Annotated in this window: 15 protein-coding genes and 1 pseudogene; 11 read left to right on the plus strand and 5 right to left on the minus strand. The window is 71.8% G+C overall.

Going from position 1 to position 16,454, the window contains the following annotated elements:
• Positions 1-15: 15 nt before the first annotated feature.
• The 5 genes and pseudogenes from idi to ACIQMR_RS11045 all read right to left on the minus strand — a co-directional run bounded on the left by idi (position 16) and on the right by ACIQMR_RS11045 (position 4,537).
• Positions 16-609 (minus strand): isopentenyl-diphosphate Delta-isomerase, encoded by a 594-nt coding sequence (gene idi, locus ACIQMR_RS11025; protein ID WP_358664123.1) that lies wholly within the window; start codon positions 607-609, stop codon positions 16-18.
• Positions 610-744: 135 nt separating this feature from the next.
• Positions 745-1,731 (minus strand): annotated as a pseudogene (locus tag ACIQMR_RS11030) (class I SAM-dependent methyltransferase).
• A gap of 203 nt (positions 1,732-1,934) precedes the next feature.
• Positions 1,935-2,876: a cation diffusion facilitator family transporter gene (locus tag ACIQMR_RS11035; RefSeq protein WP_401385105.1), complete on the minus strand. Its 942-nt coding sequence runs from the start codon at positions 2,874-2,876 to the stop codon at positions 1,935-1,937.
• A gap of 155 nt (positions 2,877-3,031) precedes the next feature.
• Positions 3,032-4,015: a UDP-glucose 4-epimerase GalE gene (galE, locus tag ACIQMR_RS11040; protein ID WP_401385106.1), complete on the minus strand. Its 984-nt coding sequence runs from the start codon at positions 4,013-4,015 to the stop codon at positions 3,032-3,034.
• A gap of 249 nt (positions 4,016-4,264) precedes the next feature.
• Positions 4,265-4,537 (minus strand): hypothetical protein, encoded by a 273-nt coding sequence (locus ACIQMR_RS11045; protein ID WP_401385107.1) that lies wholly within the window; start codon positions 4,535-4,537, stop codon positions 4,265-4,267.
• Here ACIQMR_RS11045 and ACIQMR_RS11050 point away from each other — a divergent pair.
• The 11 genes from ACIQMR_RS11050 to ACIQMR_RS11100 all read left to right on the plus strand — a co-directional run bounded on the left by ACIQMR_RS11050 (position 4,469) and on the right by ACIQMR_RS11100 (position 16,428).
• On the plus strand, positions 4,469-6,172 hold the full coding sequence (locus ACIQMR_RS11050; RefSeq protein WP_401385334.1) for a DUF5941 domain-containing protein: 1,704 nt from the start codon (positions 4,469-4,471) through the stop codon (positions 6,170-6,172). The genes ACIQMR_RS11045 and ACIQMR_RS11050 overlap by 69 nt on opposite strands.
• Positions 6,169-6,906 carry a sugar phosphate nucleotidyltransferase gene (locus ACIQMR_RS11055; RefSeq protein ID WP_401385108.1) on the plus strand — a complete coding sequence of 246 codons (738 nt, stop codon included), beginning with the start codon at positions 6,169-6,171 and terminating at the stop codon, positions 6,904-6,906. Before ACIQMR_RS11050 ends, ACIQMR_RS11055 begins: the two co-directional genes overlap by 4 nt.
• The gene (locus ACIQMR_RS11060; protein ID WP_401385109.1) at positions 6,894-7,955 is read left to right on the plus strand and encodes an iron-containing alcohol dehydrogenase family protein; all 1,062 of its coding nucleotides are present in this window, start codon (positions 6,894-6,896) and stop codon (positions 7,953-7,955) included. The genes ACIQMR_RS11055 and ACIQMR_RS11060 overlap by 13 nt, the downstream gene beginning before the upstream one ends.
• The gene (locus ACIQMR_RS11065; RefSeq protein WP_401385110.1) at positions 7,933-8,712 is read left to right on the plus strand and encodes a CDP-alcohol phosphatidyltransferase family protein; all 780 of its coding nucleotides are present in this window, start codon (positions 7,933-7,935) and stop codon (positions 8,710-8,712) included. Before ACIQMR_RS11060 ends, ACIQMR_RS11065 begins: the two co-directional genes overlap by 23 nt.
• Before the next feature lie 5 nt (positions 8,713-8,717).
• A complete protein-coding gene (locus ACIQMR_RS11070) occupies positions 8,718-9,590 on the plus strand; it encodes a glycosyltransferase family 2 protein (protein ID WP_401385335.1) in 873 nt (290 codons plus the stop codon).
• A gap of 94 nt (positions 9,591-9,684) precedes the next feature.
• The gene (locus ACIQMR_RS11075; protein WP_266385940.1) at positions 9,685-10,614 is read left to right on the plus strand and encodes an ABC transporter permease; all 930 of its coding nucleotides are present in this window, start codon (positions 9,685-9,687) and stop codon (positions 10,612-10,614) included.
• Positions 10,601-11,401 (plus strand): ABC transporter ATP-binding protein, encoded by an 801-nt coding sequence (locus ACIQMR_RS11080; RefSeq protein ID WP_401385111.1) that lies wholly within the window; start codon positions 10,601-10,603, stop codon positions 11,399-11,401. The genes ACIQMR_RS11075 and ACIQMR_RS11080 overlap by 14 nt, the downstream gene beginning before the upstream one ends.
• A 447-nt stretch (positions 11,402-11,848) precedes the next feature.
• Entirely contained in the window at positions 11,849-12,766 is a 918-nt protein-coding gene (hpnC, locus tag ACIQMR_RS11085) for a squalene synthase HpnC (RefSeq protein WP_401385112.1), read from the plus strand.
• 8 nt (positions 12,767-12,774) lie between these two features.
• Entirely contained in the window at positions 12,775-13,713 is a 939-nt protein-coding gene (gene hpnD, locus ACIQMR_RS11090; RefSeq protein ID WP_401385113.1) for a presqualene diphosphate synthase HpnD, read from the plus strand.
• A 229-nt stretch (positions 13,714-13,942) separates the two neighbouring features.
• The gene (gene hpnE, locus ACIQMR_RS11095) at positions 13,943-15,331 is read left to right on the plus strand and encodes a hydroxysqualene dehydroxylase HpnE (protein WP_401385114.1); all 1,389 of its coding nucleotides are present in this window, start codon (positions 13,943-13,945) and stop codon (positions 15,329-15,331) included.
• The gene (locus tag ACIQMR_RS11100) at positions 15,328-16,428 is read left to right on the plus strand and encodes a polyprenyl synthetase family protein (RefSeq protein WP_401385115.1); all 1,101 of its coding nucleotides are present in this window, start codon (positions 15,328-15,330) and stop codon (positions 16,426-16,428) included. The genes hpnE and ACIQMR_RS11100 overlap by 4 nt, the downstream gene beginning before the upstream one ends.
• Positions 16,429-16,454 lie beyond the last annotated feature (26 nt).

Consider the following 16,454-nt stretch of genomic DNA (forward strand, 5'->3'; position numbering starts at 1 on the left):
GCGCGGCCGGAGCCGTCACCAGCCGCCGGCCGGACCCGTCAGTTCCTTGATCGCCGGACGCGCCGCGTCCAGGACCGTCATGAACCAGGCGGAGAACGTGTCCCGTGCGTGCCGCTCGGCCAGCTCCGCGGCCGTCACGAACGCCGTCTCGCCGACCTCCTCCGGGTCCGGGCGCAGCGAGGACTGCACCATGCCCACGAAGAGGTGGTTGAACTCCTGCTCGACCAGGCCCGAGGCCGGGTCCGGATGGTTGTAGCGCACGGTGCCCGCCTCCGCCATCAGCGACGGCGAGACCCCCAGCTCCTCGTGCGTACGACGGGCCGCCGCCGTGAAGGGGGCCTCACCCGGATACGGGTGCCCGCAGCAGGTGTTCGACCAGACACCGGGGGAGTGGTACTTCCCGAGCGCCCGGCGCTGCAGCAGCAGCCGCCCCTGCTCGTCGAAGAGGAACACGGAGAACGCCCGGTGCAGCTGCCCGGGTGCCTGATGGGCGGAGAGCTTCTCCGCGGTGCCGATGGTATGGCCGCTCTCGTCGACAAGTTCGAGCAAGATCGGCTGCATGGTGCCGTTCGGCGAGCTGTTCGCCGCGGTGGCGGGTGTGGTCGGCATGGCCATCCTTCGCATCGGTCCTCGGCCCGGCGGGGCTCCCTCAGTCTGCCGTACAAAAGCGGCTTGTCCGCACTTCGTCACCCTGGGCATGTCCGTGCCCGCCGCGCGAGGAGCGCGACAGGCACGGACGGCAGATCAGACCCCGCAGGCCTCCGGATAGATGATCGTTCCCTGCGGGAACACCGGGGAACCGTCGGGGACCAGCGCCTTCACCGCCTCGCCCGGTGCGTCGGGGCCCGGCCGGATGCCGGGCTTCGAAGCGGGCCCGGAACCGGACCGGGGGCAGTACTCCGGATGAACCAGCGCCACGGCGGACCGCTCACCCCGCACCCACGCCCGGGCGGCCGGGGGAACGGTGCGTCAGCCGCCGTCGGCATACCGCAGCACATAGCCCGTGTAGCCGTACTCCGAGCCGTGGTCGCGGCGCATGGCGATCTCGGCCCGTGTCGCGTCGAGCACGGCGGCCATTCCCGGAGCGGTGGGGTCGGCGGCATCGGCCCGCGCTCCGAGCGGCCCGTAGTACTCCTGCCAGTCGCTGTCGGGCTGCCGGTGGACGCCGAGCACGTCGTAGCCGGCCGCGGCCGCCGCCGCCGCGTTCCGCGCCGCAGTACGCAGGGGGTAGTGCTCGTCCCAGAAGGCACGGGCCTCCGGGCTCGGCTCGTCGCGGGTCCACTCGCATTCGGTGACGACGAGCGTGCCGCCCGGCGCCAGCAGCCGGCGCCAGTCGCGCAGCGCCGTGTCGAATCCGATCGAGTACGCCGAGCCCTCGGCCCAGACCAGATCGAACGACCCGTCCGGGAAGTCCGGGGACGGCAGTGCGCCCATGTCGGCGTTGACGGTGCGGATACGACTGGAGAGCCCGCGCGCGGCGGCGGCCCGCCGCAACTCGTCGAGGAACGGCTCGTGCAGATCGACGGCCGTGACGTCGGCGCCGGCCTCGGCGGCCAGCAGCAGCGCGGCACGGCCGGGGCCGCAGCCCAGATCGAGCACCCGCGGACGGGACGGCAGCACGCCCGCGAGGGAGAGCAGCCGGCGCGTGCTGGCGTCGGAACCGGGACTCTGCCGGGGCAGGCCGTGGTGGAGGGAGAAGAACGCTTCGTACAGTTCGGCGTTGTCGGACAACGTGGGAACCCCTTGGAAGGAGCGGGCCCCGGCCGGCGTACGCGGTCGGTCGGCGTACGGATCAGGCAGGCCGGTGAGCCCGGAGATCGATGAAGGACCGGGCGGTGCTGCGCTCGGCAGCTCGTACGACGGTCATCGACCTCAGCTCCCCTCAAGATCACGGCTTCGCGCAAATGTAGCAGCCGAAGGTGACGTGCCCGCCCTCAGTGGCAGTACCCGGCCTCGTGCTCGGCATGGCCGCTGGGCTCCAGCTGGAACGTGCAGTGCTCGACGTCGAAGTGGGACCCGAGACAGCCCTGCAGATCGTGCAGCAACTTCTCGTGGCCGACCGCGTCCAGGACGTCCTGGGCGACCACCACGTGCGCGGAGAGCACCGGCATCCCGGAGGTGATGGTCCAGGCGTGCAGATCGTGGACGTCCTCGACGCCCGGCAGGGCCCGTATGTGCTCGCGCACCTCGGCCATGTCGACGCCCTTCGGCGCCGCCTCCAGCAGCACGTTCAGCGTCTCCCGCAGCAGCTTGACCGTGCGGGGCACGATCATCACGCCGATGGCGAGCGAGGCGATCGGGTCGGCCGCCTGCCAGCCGGTGGTCAGGATCACGGCGGCCGAGATCAGCACCATCACCGAGCCCAACGCGTCCGCGAGGACCTCCAGATAGGCGCCGCGTACGTTGAGGCTCTCCTTCTGCCCGCGCACGAGCAGGGACAGCGACACCATGTTGGCGGCAAGACCGACCAGGGCGAAGACGATCGCCACCCCGCCCCTGGTCTCGGCCGGGGTGATGAAGCGCTGCACCGCCTCGTACAGCAGGAAGCCGCCGACGCCGAGCAGCAGCACACAGTTCGCGAGCGCGGCGAGGATCTCGGCCCGGGCGAATCCGAAGGTGCGGTTCGTGTCGGCGGGGCGGCCCGCGAAGTGGATCGCCAGCAGCGCCATGGCGAGGCCGAGCGCGTCCGTCGCCATGTGCGCGGCGTCCGCGATCAGGGCCAGCGAGTCCGCCAGGATGCCGCCGACGATCTCCAGGACCATCACGCCCAGCGTGATCCCCAGGGCGATCCGCAGCCGTCCGCGATAGGCGGCGGCCGCGGTACCCGTCGGCGGCGGACCGCCGTGCGTATGCCCGTGGTCGTGCCCAGCCCCCATGCGAGACGCCTCCCGGCTCGTGCGAATGATCTGTCCGAGTGGCCAGTGAACTACGGGCAGGGGGTATGGGGCAACACGACGCTGAACACCGTTGTCATATGCTCTGACCTGCGGTTACGACAGCAGGTCAGAGCCTCGGCGGGCGGTTGCGGAGCTCAGCGGGGAGCGGCCTCGGGATGGTGCAGCAGCCAGCCCTCCCAGGCCGACTCGACCATCTCGCGCACCCCGAGCGAGGCGCTCCAGCCCAGCTCCTTGCCGATCCGGTCGACCGACGCCACGGCCCGTGCCGCGTCCCCGGGCCGGCGCGGCTCGACGATCGCGGGGGTGCCGTGACCCGTCACCTCGGCGACGAGACGGGCGAGCGTGCGCACGGAGACGCCCTCGCCGCGGCCGACGTTCACCGTGAGATCCCCGGCGCCGTCCTGGCCGGCCAGCCGGCGGGCCACGGCCAGATGGGCGTCGGCGAGATCGGCGACGTGGATGTAGTCGCGGACGCAGGTGCCGTCGGGCGTCGGGTAGTCGTCCCCGAAGATCCGCGGCGCTTCACCGCGGGTGATCCGGTCGAAGAACATCGGGATGACGTTGAACACCCCGGTGTCCGCGAGCTCCGGCCGGGCCGCGCCCGCGACGTTGAAGTAGCGCAGACAGGCGGTGGCGATGCCGTGCGCCCGGCCCGCCGCCCGCACCAGCCACTCGCCGGTGAGCTTGGTCTCGCCGTACGGATTGATCGGCACGGCGGGGGTGTCCTCCGTGATCAGGTCCGCGTCGGCCATCCCGTACACGGCCGCCGACGACGAGAAGAGGAACCGCTTGACGTCCGCCGCGACGACGGCCTCCAGCAGCACCGTCAGCCCGTGCACGTTCTCCCGGTAGTAGCGCAGGGGCTGCTCCACGGACTCGCCGACCTGCTTCTTCGCCGCGAGATGCACCACACCCGTGACCGAGTGGGCGGTGAGCGTGCGATCCAGCAGCTCCCGGTCCAGCAGCGAGCCCCGCACCAGCGGCATGCCTTCGGGCAGCCGCCCCGGACGCCCCGTCGAGGCGTCGTCGAGTACGACGACCCGCTCGCCGGCCTCCGTCATCGCACGGGCCACATGCGCCCCGATGTACCCCGCCCCGCCTGTGATCAGCCATGTCATGCCCGCCACCCTAGGCCGTGCCGGGCGGCTCTTGCCGGGCCCGCGACGCTGATCCGGCCCGGACCACCGCACACCCCTGAGCCGTCCCCGGCGCGGTTTGTGACGTGAGCCGCCGATCGACGATGATGATCTCGGCCGCGGCACCGCCGGCCGGCCGTGGCCGCGGCAGGGACGCCCGGCCCGGCAGGAGACCGGCGGGGTGAGCGGGAGTGTCCTCACCGGGAAACCTCGGTGAACTCGCGCTTCCGTTCATCCGATAGCCTCAGCCGACATGCCGCCGCCCGGTCCCGGGCCGAGTCGTCGTGCCCACCCATGATCAGCGCCAAGGAGTGAGTCCGTCTGTCGACCGCAATCCTCACCGGTCCGCCGGTACCCGGATCGCCGCTCGAAGGCGATCTCCGGTCGCTGGGCTTCGACGTACGGGTCGCCTCGGGCGCCGCCGAGGCCGCAGACCTGCTCACGGCGGTACCCGCCGCCGAGCGCGTCGCCCTCGTCGACCCCCGCTTCGTCGGACACGTCCACGCCCTGCGCCTCGGACTGACGGACCCGCGCTTCCCCGCGGCCACGGTCCCGGGCGCCGTCACGGCACAGCCCGAGGCCCGTACGGCGCTGCTCGCCGCGCTGCACGCGAGCACGGACGCCGCACCGTCCGCCGGTGGAGCCCCGGTGGCCGCCGGGGTACTCGCCGACCGTGTCGCCGACGCCCTCGAAGCGGAGGGCGCCACCGCGCACCGTCCCGAGCTCGGGACGCTGGTCGCGACCGTGCCCGACGACCCGCAGGGCCGCAACGAGGCCCGCCAGGCCGTCGCCGCCGTCGACGACGAGGCCGTACGGCTGCGCTCCGCCGTGAAGGCGCGCGACGGGTTCTTCACGACCTTCTGCATCAGCCCGTACTCGCGCTACCTCGCCCGCTGGTGCGCGAACCGCGGACTGACCCCGAACCAGGTCACCACCGCCTCGCTGATCACCGCGCTCATAGCGGCCGGCTCCGCCGCCACCGGCACCCGCGCCGGCTTCGTCGCCGCCGGAGTGCTGCTCCTCGTCTCCTTCGTGCTGGACTGCACCGACGGACAGCTCGCCCGCTACTCCCTGCAGTACTCGACGATGGGCGCCTGGCTCGACGCCACCTTCGACCGCGCCAAGGAGTACGCCTACTACGCCGGCCTCGCCCTCGGTGCCGCGCGCGGCGGGGACGACGTCTGGGCCCTCGCCCTCGGCGCCATGGTGCTGCAGACCTGCCGGCACGTCGTGGACTTCTCCTTCAACGAGGCGAACCACGACGCCACCGCCAACACCTCGCCCACCGCCGCCCTCTCCGACCGTCTCGACAGCGTCGGCTGGACGGTCTGGGTGCGCCGCATGATCGTGCTGCCGATCGGCGAGCGCTGGGCCATGATCGCCGTGCTGACCGCCGTGGCCACCCCGCGCATCGTCTTCTACGCACTGCTCATCGGCTGCGCCTTCGCCGCCACGTACACCACCGCGGGCCGGGTGCTGCGCTCCCTCACGCGCCGGGCGCACAGGACCGACCGCGCCGCCCGGGCCCTCGCCGATCTCGCCGACTCCGGCCCGCTCGCCGAGAGCGTCGCGCACGCCGCCAAGGGCCTCGCCTCCCGGCTCCCCGCCATGGCACCCCTGGCGATCGCGGTGCTGGGCGCCGCCGCCGTCACGGCCACCGCGTGGCTCACGCCGTACGGCAGCCCCTGGCCGGTCGTCGCCGCCGTCGGCTACGCCCTGACCTCCGGCATCGCCGTCGCCCGCCCCCTCAAGGGGGCCCTCGACTGGCTCGTCCCCCCGGTCTTCCGGGCCGCGGAGTACGGCACGATCCTGCTGCTTGCCGCCAAGGCGGACGTGAACGGAGCCCTTCCCGCGGCTTTCGGCCTGGTGGCCGCCGTCGCCTACCATCACTACGACACGGTGTACCGCATCCGCGGCGGCACCGGCGCGCCCCCGCACTGGCTCGTCCGTGCGGTCGGCGGGCACGAGGGGCGGACCCTGGCGGTCGCTCTCCTGGCCACCCTGCTCGGCGCCCCGCAGTTCACGATCGCGCTGACGGTCCTCGCGGTCGCCGTGGCGGTCGTGGTGGTCGCGGAGTCCATCCGCTTCTGGGTCTCCTCCGGAGCACCCGCCGTACACGACGAAGGAGAACCCGCATGATCGGCCTCGTACTGGCAGCCGGTGCCGGACGGCGTCTGCGTCCTTACACCGACACGCTTCCGAAGGCCCTCGTGCCGGTCGACGGGGACCTCTCGGTCCTCGACCTCACGCTGAAGAACTTCCATGAGATCGGCCTCACCGAGGTCGCCGTCGTCGTCGGCTACCGCAAGGAGGCCGTGTACGCGCGCAAGGAGGAGTTCGAGGCCACGTACGGCCTGAAGCTCACCCTGATCGACAACGACAAGGCCGAGGAGTGGAACAACGCCTACTCCCTGTGGTGCGCCCGTGACGTCCTGAAGCAGGGCGTGATCCTCGCCAACGGCGACACCGTGCACCCGGTCTCCGTCGAGCGGACCCTCCTCGCCGCCCGCGGCAACGGCCAGAAGATCATCCTCGCCCTCGACACGGTGAAGCAGCTCGCCGACGAGGAGATGAAGGTGATCACCGCCGACGGCCAGGGCGTACGGAGGATCACCAAGCTGATGGACCCCGCCACCGCCACCGGTGAGTACATCGGCGTCACCCTCATCGAGCCCGAGGCCGCCGAGGAGCTGGCCGACGCGCTGAAGGCCACCTTCGAGCGCGACCCCGACCTCTACTACGAGGACGGCTACCAGGAGCTGGTGAACCGGGGCTTCCAGATCGACGTGGCACCGATCGGTGACGTCAAGTGGGTCGAGATCGACAACCACGACGACCTCGCCAAGGGACGGGAGATCGCGTGCCTGTACTGACCCGCCTCATCCCCTCCCCGGTCGTCGTCGACATCCGCCCGGGCGCCCTGGACGATCTGCCCGGCCTCCTCGCCGACCAGCGGATCTCCGCCTCCGGCAAGCTGGCGTTCGCCATAAGCAACGGCTCCGGGCAGGCCCTGCGCGAGAAGCTGGCGCCGGTGCTGCCCGACGCCGACTGGTGCGAGGTCGCGGACGGCACCATCGACTCCGCCGTCAGGCTCGCCGACGACATCAAGGGCAAGCGGTACGACGCGGTCGTCGGCCTCGGCGGCGGCAAGATCATCGACGTGGCCAAGTACGCCGCCGCCCGGGTCGGGCTGCCGCTGGTCGCCGTCGCCACCAACCTCGCGCACGACGGACTCTGCTCCCCGGTCGCGACGCTCGACAACGACAACGGGCGCGGTTCGTACGGCGTCCCCACCCCGATCGCCGTGGTCATCGACCTCGACGTGATCCGTGACGCCCCCGTCCGGTTCGTCCGGGCGGGCATCGGCGACGCGATCTCCAACATCTCCGCGATCGCCGACTGGGAGCTGTCCCACCGGATCACCGGCGAGCCGGTCGACGGACTGGCGGCCGCCATGGCCCGTACCGCCGGCGAGTCCGTGCTGCGCCACCCCGGTGGCGTCGGGGACGACGGCTTCCTCACCGTGCTGGCCGAGGGACTGGTCCTGACCGGCATCTCCATGTCGATCAGCGGCGACACCCGGCCCTCGTCCGGCGCCTGCCACGAGATCAGCCACGCCTTCGACCTGCTCTACCCCAAGCGCTGCGCGCTCCACGGCGAGCAGGTCGGACTGGGTGCCGCCTTCGCGATGCATCTGCGCGGCGCCCACGAGGAGTCCGGGCTCTTCGCCGGAGTCCTCCGCAAGCACGGCCTGCCGGTCCTCCCCGAGGAGATCGGCTTCTCCGTGGACGAGTTCGTCAGGGCCGTGGAGTACGCACCGCAGACCCGCCCCGGACGTTTCACGATCCTCGAGCACCTCGACCTGTCCACCGACCAGATCAGGGACGCGTACGCCGACTATGCCAAGACCATCCGTAGCTGAACTCCGACCGGTCGTTCACCCGGCGGGAGTCAAGGACCGGCGCAGTGGCGAGCACTGGGGCGGCCGCCTCTACATGCGCGAGATCTCCCTGCGCATCACCCGCGTCCTGGTCACCACCAAGGTCACGCCGAACCAGCTGACCTACCTGATGACCCTGGCCGGTGTCCTGGCCCTGCCGGCCCTGCTGGTGCCGGGCATCTGGGGCGCCGTCCTCGCCGTGGTGATGGTGCAGCTCTATCTGCTGCTCGACTGTGTCGACGGCGAGGTCGCCCGCTGGAAGAAGCAGTACTCCCTCTCCGGCGTGTACCTGGACCGGGTCGGCGCCTATCTGTGCGACGCGGCGGTCCTGGTGGGCTTCGGCCTGCGCGCCTCCGACCTGTGGGGCGGGGGCCGGATCGACTGGCTGTGGGCCTTCCTGGGCACCCTCGCGGCGCTCGGTGCGATCCTGATCAAGGCCGAGACCGACCTGGTCGGCGTCGCCCGGCACCAGGCCGGGATGGAGCCGGTCAAGGACGCGGCGGCGGAGCCTCGCTCGTCCGGCATGGCGCTCGCCCGCCGGGCCGCCGCCGGGCTCAAGTTCCACCGGCTGGTCCTCGGCATCGAGGCGTCCCTGCTCATCCTGGTGCTGGCGGTCCTCGACCAGGTCCAGGGCGACCTGTTCTTCTCCCGCCTGGGCGTCGCCGTGCTGGCCGGCATCGCGATGCTGCAGACCGTGCTGCACCTGGTGTCCATCCTCGTCTCCAGCAGGCTGAGGTGAGCACCGTGAAGCTCGGCGCCGTCATCATCACCATGGGCAACCGGCCCGACGATCTGCGTGCCCTGCTCGACTCGGTCGCCAAGCAGCAGGGCGACCCGGTCGACGTGGTCGTCGTCGGCAACGGCGCTCCCGTCACCGGAGTGCCCGACGGCGTCCGCACGGTCGACCTCCCGGAGAACCTGGGCATCCCGGGCGGCCGCAACGTCGGCATCGAGGCCTTCGGCCCCGCCGGCGGCGACGTCGACGTCCTGCTCTTCCTCGACGACGACGGGCTGCTGCCCAACACGGACACCGCCGAACTGATCCGCCGGGCCTTCTCGGAGGACCCCGGCCTCGGGATCGTCAGCTTCCGGATCGCCGACCCGGAGACCGGGCTCACCCAGCGCAGGCACGTCCCGCGGCTGCGCGCCTCCGACCCGATGCGCTCCTCACGCGTGACGACCTTCCTCGGCGGCGCCAACGCCGTCCGCACGAAGGTCCTGGCCCAGGTCGGCGCGCTGCCGGACGAGTTCTTCTACGCGCACGAGGAGACCGACCTCGCCTGGCGGGCCCTGGACGCGGGCTGGATGATCGACTACCGCTCCGACATGGTGCTGTTCCATCCGACGATGCCGCCGTCCCGGCACGCGGTCTACCACCGCATGGTGGCCCGTAACCGGGTGTGGCTGGCACGTCGCAATCTGCCCGCGCCGCTGGTGCCCGTCTATCTCGGAGTGTGGATCGTGCTCACACTCCTCAGGCGGCCCACCGCCCAGGCGCTCAAGGCATGGTTCGCCGGTTTCAGGGAGGGATGGACGACCCCGTGCGGTCCGCGCCGTCCCATGAAGTGGCGTACCGTGTGGCGACTGACGCGACTGGGCCGACCGCCTGTCGTGTGACCGGCCGGGATCTGAGAGCATCGGGCGTACTCCGGGACCTGGCCGCCACCTGAGGCCCGATTGACGCGCATCTTGAACACGAAAGTTTCAACTTGTGAGTGACACAACCCATGACGGTGCGATCGCCATGAGCGCTCGGCCGTCTCCCGACGACGGTCTGACGCCGGCGGAGCTGGCCGCCAAGTACGGCCTGTCGGTGAGCGGTGCCCGACCTGGGCTCATCGAGTACGTCAGGCAGCTCTGGGGCCGCCGGCACTTCATCCTGGCGTTCTCCTCCGCGAAGCTCACGGCCCAGTACAGCCAGGCCAAGCTCGGCCAGCTGTGGCAGGTGGCGACGCCGCTGCTGAACGCGCTGGTCTACTACCTGATCTTCGGGCTCATCCTCGGCGCCGGACGCGGGATGTCGAAGGAGGTCTACATCCCGTTCCTGGTGGCGGGCGTGTTCGTCTTCACGTTCACGCAGACCTCGGTGATGGCCGGTGTGCGGGCGATCTCGGGCAATCTGGGCCTGGTACGGGCGCTGCACTTCCCACGCGCGTCGCTGCCCATCTCCTTCGCGCTGCAGCAGCTCCAGCAGCTGCTGTTCTCGATGATCGTGCTCGTGCTGATCGTGGTGGCGTTCGGCAGCTACCCGTCGCTCAGCTGGCTGCTGGTGGTCCCCGCGCTGGCGCTGCAGTTCGTCTTCAACATCGGCCTCGCGCTGATCATGGCCCGCATGGGCAGCAAGACGCCCGACCTCGCCCAGCTGATGCCGTTCATCATGCGTACATGGATGTACGGCTCCGGCGTCATGTTCTCGATCAAGGTGATGCTCGCGGACAAGCCGGCCTGGATCGCCGAGGTCCTGATGTACAACCCCGCGGCGATCTACATGGACCTGATCCGCTTCGCCCTGATCGACGGCTACGACTCGTCGAACCTGCCCTCGCACGTGTGGCTGGCCGGAGTGATCTGGGCGGTGCTCCTCGGTGTCGCCGGCTTCGTGTACTTCTGGAAGGCGGAGGAGCGCTATGGCCGTGGCTGAGCACCTCGAAGACCCGCGCGACGCCCGGGTGCCCACCGTCATCGCCGACGAGGTGCACATCGTGTACCGCGTCAACGGCGGCAGCGGCGGCAAGGGCAGCGCGACCGCCGCGCTGAGCCGCATACTCCGGCGCGACCGCGGCGAGTCCCGCGGTGTCCGCAAGGTCCACGCCGTGCGCGGTGTCTCCTTCACCGCCTACCGGGGCGAGGCCATCGGCCTGATCGGCACCAACGGCTCCGGGAAGTCGACCCTGCTGCGGGCCATCGCCGGCCTGCTGCCGACCGAGAGCGGCAAGGTCTACACCGACGGCCAGCCGTCGCTGCTGGGTGTCAACGCGGCCCTCATGGGCGATCTGACCGGTGAGCGGAACGTCATCCTCGGCGGTCTGGCCATGGGCATGTCGCGCGAGGAGATCCGCACGCGCTACCAGGGCATCGTCGACTTCTCCGGCATCAACGAGAAGGGCGACTTCATCACCCTGCCGATGCGCACGTACTCGTCCGGTATGGGCGCCAGGCTCCGCTTCGCGATCGCCGCGGCGAAGAACCACGACGTGCTGATGATCGACGAGGCGCTCGCCACCGGTGACCGGAGGTTCCAGATCCGCTCCGAGGAGCGCATCCGGGAGCTGCGCAAGGAGGCCGGTACGGTCTTCCTGGTCAGTCACAGCAACAAGTCGATCCGTGACACCTGCGACCGCGTCCTGTGGCTGGAGAAGGGCGAGCTGCTGATGGACGGCCCGACCGACGAGGTCATCAGGGCGTACGAGAAGGAGACCGGGAAGTAGGTCCCGCTCGCGAGGCGCGCCACGCGGAAGGGCCCCCGCCGGAGTGCTCCGGCGGGGGCCCTCGCACGCGGGCCGGTCCCACCGGCCCGTGCGCGAGGCGCGGATTCCGGGTCGAGCGGTGGTCCGTACCCCGTCAAGCATCCGTCAAGTCCTGTGTTCCTTCGGAACGTTGGCCCCGGATCGCCCGGTTCTCGTCACGCACACAGCACCCCGGAGGGGTCCGGGACGTTGTACAACGTAAGCTGTACCGGTGCTGATTCATGGCAAGTGGGGCGATACACCCTGAAGAATCCCGCTGGCCGGGCGGCGAAACCCCTCGTGGGGACCGGCGGCGTGTCCGAAATAGGATGTATTGGGTCAGCAGTGTAGAACGGGAGATGTGACGGCCATGACGGAAAATCTCCAGCTCCGCGAGGGCAGCGCCGTCCCCGCACCGGGCAGTCCGCAGTGACAGGTACCCGGCAGGTGCGCCTCGACGCCTCCACGCGCACCACGCTCGACAAGGCCGCGGACGAGAACTTCCCCGTGGCGCCCTTCTTCCTGCCCCGCGCCTGGCGCAACGACCTCATGGCCGTCTACGGCTACGCCCGCCTGGTCGACGACATCGGCGACGGCGACCTCGCCCCCGGCGGGGCCGACGCGCGGCACCTCGGCCTCGACCCCGCGCAGAGCGACGACCGCCTCGCGATGCTCGACGCCTTCGAGGCCGACCTGCGGCGCGTCTTCGCCGCCGGCGAGGACCCGCGCCATCCGCTGCTGCGCGCCCTGGTGCCCACCGTGCGCCGCTGCTCGCTCACCCTCGAGCCGTTCCTCGGCCTCATCGAGGCGAACCGCCGGGACCAGCTCGTGCACCGCTACGGCACGTACGACGACCTCGCCGCCTACTGCGAGCTCTCCGCCAACCCCGTCGGCCGTCTCGTTCTGGGCATCACCGGCACCGCCACCCCCGAGCGGATCCGCCACTCCGACGCCATCTGCACCGCGCTGCAGATCGTCGAGCACCTCCAGGACATCGCCGAGGACCTGGCCGCCGACCGCGTCTACCTCCCGGCCGAGGACATGAAGCGGTTCCAGGTCACCGAGGCGGACCTGGCGGCGCCGACGGCGGGCGCGCCGGTGCGCGCCCTGGTCGCGTACGAGGCCGAGCGCGCGGGGCGGCTGCTGGACGAGGGCACCCCGCTGGTCGGCAGCGTCCACGGCAGGCTCAGACTGCTGCTCGCCGGATTCGTGGCCGGGGGACGCGCCACCCTCGCCGCGATCGAGGCCGTCGGACACGACGTGCTCCCCGGACCGCCCAGAGCCACCAAGCCCCGACTGATGCGTGAAGTGGGAACCGTCTTGCGTAGAGCGCGTAGAGAGGGGTGAGCCGGAGCATGGAGGAGTACACACACATGTCCGCGCCGGTCCAGGCCGCGTACAGCTACTGCGAGGCCGTCACGGGGACGCAGGCACGCAACTTCGCCTACGGCATCAGGCTTCTGCCCGCCGACAAGCGGCAGGCCATGTCCGCGCTGTACGCCTTCTCCCGGCGGGTCGACGACATCGGCGACGGATCGCTCGGCGAGAGCGCCAAGCGGGACCGGCTCGAGGCGACCCGCGAGCTGCTCGGCAGGATCCGCGACGGCAAGGTGGGCGAGGACGACACCGACCCGGTCGCGGTGGCCCTCGCGGACGCCGCGCACCGCTTCCCGATCCCGCTCGACGGGCTCGACGAGCTCATCGACGGCGTCCTCGCGGACGTCCGGGGCGAGACGTACGAGACCTGGGACGACCTCAAGGTCTACTGCCGGTGTGTCGCGGGCGCCATCGGCAGGCTCTCGCTCGGCGTGTTCGGCACCCTGCCCGGCGCGCACGGCGCCGAGCGCGCCCCCGAGTACGCCGACACGCTCGGGCTCGCACTCCAGCTCACCAACATCCTCCGTGACGTCCGCGAGGACGCCGCCAACGGCCGGACGTACCTGCCCACCGACGACCTCGCCAAGTTCGGCTGCTCCGCGGGCTTCCACCGCACCACCCCGCCGCCCGGCGCCGACTTCAGCGGCCTGGTCCACTTCGAAGTGCGGCGCGCCCGGGGCCTGTTCGCCGAGGGCTACCGGCTCCTGCCCATGCTCGACCGGCGCAGCGGCGCCTGTGTCGCCGCCATGGCCGGGATCTACCGCCGGCTCCTCGACCGCATCGAGCGCGACCCGGAGGCCGTCCTGCGCGGCCGTGTCTCGCTCCCCGGCCGGGAGAAGGCCTACGTCGCCGTCCGCGGCCTCTCCGGTCTCGACGCCCGGCACATCTCCCGCCAGGCCGTCAGGAGGCGCGCGTGACGCCCCGCCTGACGGCGATTCAGGACCTTCCGCCGGCGACGTCCCCCGGCTCGCGCCCCGCTGTGCGTACGGCGGCCGGACCCGTCAGCGCGGTGGCGCGGTCGGTGCCGGCCGCCTCGTCCTGTTCCCGCACGTCCGGACGGGCCGCCCGGCCCTCCCGCCGTTCGCGGGCAACCCCTCACGTCGTCGCCGCGTCCCTGACTGCGACGGCGGCCCGAGGGGAGGGGGCATGACGTACGAGGACACGACCTCCGCGCGGCACGCCGTCGTCGTCGGAGGCGGACTCGCCGGGGTCACCGCCGCGCTGCGGCTGGCCGATGCCGGCCTGCGGGTCACGCTCCTGGAGAACCGGCCGCGCCTCGGCGGTCTCGCGTTCTCCTTCCGGCGCGGCGAGCTGACCGTGGACAACGGCCAGCACGTCTATCTGCGCTGCTGCACCGCCTACCGCTGGTTCCTCGACCGGGTCGACGGCGCCCGCCTCGCCCCGCTCCAGCACCGCCTCGACGTACCCGTCCTCGACGTCGCCCACCCCGGCGGCCCGAGGCTCGGACGGCTGCGCCGCACCGCCCTGCCCGTGCCGCTGCATCTCGCGGCGAGCCTCGCGACGTACCCCCACCTCTCCCTCGCCGAGCGCGCCGCCGTCGGGCGGGCGGCGCTCGCCCTCAAGGGACTCGACCCGGCCGATCCCGCCCTGGACGGCGTCGACTTCGCCACCTGGCTCGGCCGCCACGGCCAGTCGGGCCGCACGATCGAGGCCCTCTGGGACCTCGTCGGCGTCGCCACCCTCAACGCCGTCGCGCCGAACGCCTCGATGGGCCTGGCCGCGATGGTGTTCAAGACCGGACTGCTCTCCGAGCCCGGCGCGGCCGACATCGGGTGGGCGCACGTCCCGCTCGGAGAGATCCACGACACCCTCGCCCGCAAGGCCCTCGACTCCGCCGGAGTGCGCACCGAACTGCGCACCCGTGTCAGCGCTCTCACCCGCACCGCCGACGGCCGCTGGAACGTCACGGCAGGCGCCGAGCGGCTCGACGCGGACGCCGTCGTCCTCGCCGTACCGCAGCGCGAGACGCACGCCCTGCTGCCCGAAGGCGCCCTCGACAACCCCGACCGGCTGCTCGACATCGGCACCGCGCCGATCCTCAACATCCATGTGATCTACGACCGCACGGTGCTGCGCCGGCCCTTCTTCGCCGCGCTCGGCACCCCCGTCCAGTGGGTCTTCGACCGCACCCACGCCTCCGGTCTGCGCGGCGGACAGTATCTGGCGCTGTCCCAGTCCGCCGCCGAGGACGAGATCGACACCCCCGTCTCCGCACTGCGTGAGCGCTATCTCCCCGAGCTGGAACGGCTGCTGCCCGCGACCCGCGGCGCGGAGGTACGGGACTTCTTCGTCACCCGGGAGCGCACCGCCACATTCGCCCCCGCCCCCGGCGTCGGCAGGCTCAGGCCCGCCGCGCGCACCCGAGCTCCCGGCCTGTATCTGGCCGGATCGTGGACCGCCACCGGCTGGCCCGCCACCATGGAGGGCGCCGTGCGCAGCGGGTTCAGCGCCGCATCCGCCGCGCTCACCACCCTCGGCCGCCCCCATGAACATCCGCTCAAGGAGGCGGCATGAGACCCAGGTCTGGAACCAGAGGAGAGAAAGTGCCGACTGCGCCTTCGGCGAACCCGGCTGTCGACACCGCGGCCGTCACCGCGCTGCTCGAGCGCGGGCGGACCATGTCCACCCCGGTGCTGCGTGCTGCCGTGGACCGGCTCGCGCCGCCCATGGACACCGTCGCCGCCTACCACTTCGGCTGGATCGACGCCCACGGCCGCCCCGCGGACGGTGACGGCGGCAAGGCCGTGCGTCCGGCGCTGGCTCTGCTGTCCGCCGAGGTGGCCGGGGCCGCGCCCGAGGTCGGCGTCCCCGGTGCCGTCGCGGTCGAGCTGGTCCACAACTTCTCGCTGCTCCACGACGATCTGATGGACGGTGACGAACAGCGACGGCACCGCGACACCGTATGGAAGGTGCACGGCCCCGCGCAGGCGATCCTCGTCGGCGACGCCCTCTTCGCGCTCGCCAACGAGATCCTGCTGGAGCTCGGCACCGTGGAGGCCGGCCGAGCGACGCGCCGGCTGACCACCGCCACCCGCAAGCTGATCGACGGCCAGGCGCAGGACATCTCCTACGAGCACCGCGAGCGGGTCACCGTCGAGGAGTGCCTGGAGATGGAGGGCAACAAGACCGGCGCGCTGCTGGCCTGCGCCGTCTCCATCGGCGCGGTCCTCGGCGGCGCCGACGACCGCACGGCCGACACGCTGGAGGCGTACGGCTACCACCTCGGCCTCGCCTTCCAGGCCGTCGACGACCTCCTCGGCATCTGGGGCGACCCCGAGTCGACGGGCAAGCAGACCTGGAGCGATCTGCGCCAGCGCAAGAAGTCCCTGCCCGTCGTCGCGGCGCTCGCCGCGGGCGGCCCGGCCTCGCAGCGGCTCGGGGAACTGCTCGCGGCCGACGCGAAGAGCAATGACTTCGACAGCTTCTCCGAGGAGGAGTTCGCCACCCGGGCGGCCCTCATCGAGGAGGCGGGCGGGCGTGAATGGACCTCGCAGGAGGCCCGCAGGCAGCATGGAACGGCGGTCGAGGCACTGGACCGCGTCGACATGCCCGAGCGCGTGCGCGCCCAGCTCGTCGCGCTCGCCGACTTCGTCGTCGTACGCAAGAGATGATCACCGGTCCCCGGACGGATCACGCG

This window comes from Streptomyces sp. NPDC091376 (genome assembly GCF_044757085.1).
Classification (GTDB): Bacteria; Actinomycetota; Actinomycetes; order Streptomycetales; family Streptomycetaceae; genus Streptomyces; species Streptomyces pratisoli.

What these genes read in the sequence shown, in the direction of transcription:
- idi (WP_358664123.1), bottom strand. Translation starts at nt 609, where the DNA reads ATGCCGACCACACCCGCCACCGCGGCGAACAGCTCGCCGAACGGCACC.
- ACIQMR_RS11035 (WP_401385105.1), bottom strand. Translation starts at nt 2,876, where the DNA reads ATGGGGGCTGGGCACGACCACGGGCATACGCACGGCGGTCCGCCGCCG.
- galE (WP_401385106.1), bottom strand. Translation starts at nt 4,015, where the DNA reads ATGACATGGCTGATCACAGGCGGGGCGGGGTACATCGGGGCGCATGTG.
- ACIQMR_RS11055 (WP_401385108.1), top strand. Translation starts at nt 6,169, where the DNA reads ATGATCGGCCTCGTACTGGCAGCCGGTGCCGGACGGCGTCTGCGTCCT.
- ACIQMR_RS11065 (WP_401385110.1), top strand. Translation starts at nt 7,933, where the DNA reads ATGCCAAGACCATCCGTAGCTGAACTCCGACCGGTCGTTCACCCGGCG.
- ACIQMR_RS11080 (WP_401385111.1), top strand. Translation starts at nt 10,601, where the DNA reads ATGGCCGTGGCTGAGCACCTCGAAGACCCGCGCGACGCCCGGGTGCCC.
- hpnD (WP_401385113.1), top strand. Translation starts at nt 12,775, where the DNA reads ATGGAGGAGTACACACACATGTCCGCGCCGGTCCAGGCCGCGTACAGC.
- hpnE (WP_401385114.1), top strand. Translation starts at nt 13,943, where the DNA reads ATGACGTACGAGGACACGACCTCCGCGCGGCACGCCGTCGTCGTCGGA.
- ACIQMR_RS11100 (WP_401385115.1), top strand. Translation starts at nt 15,328, where the DNA reads ATGAGACCCAGGTCTGGAACCAGAGGAGAGAAAGTGCCGACTGCGCCT.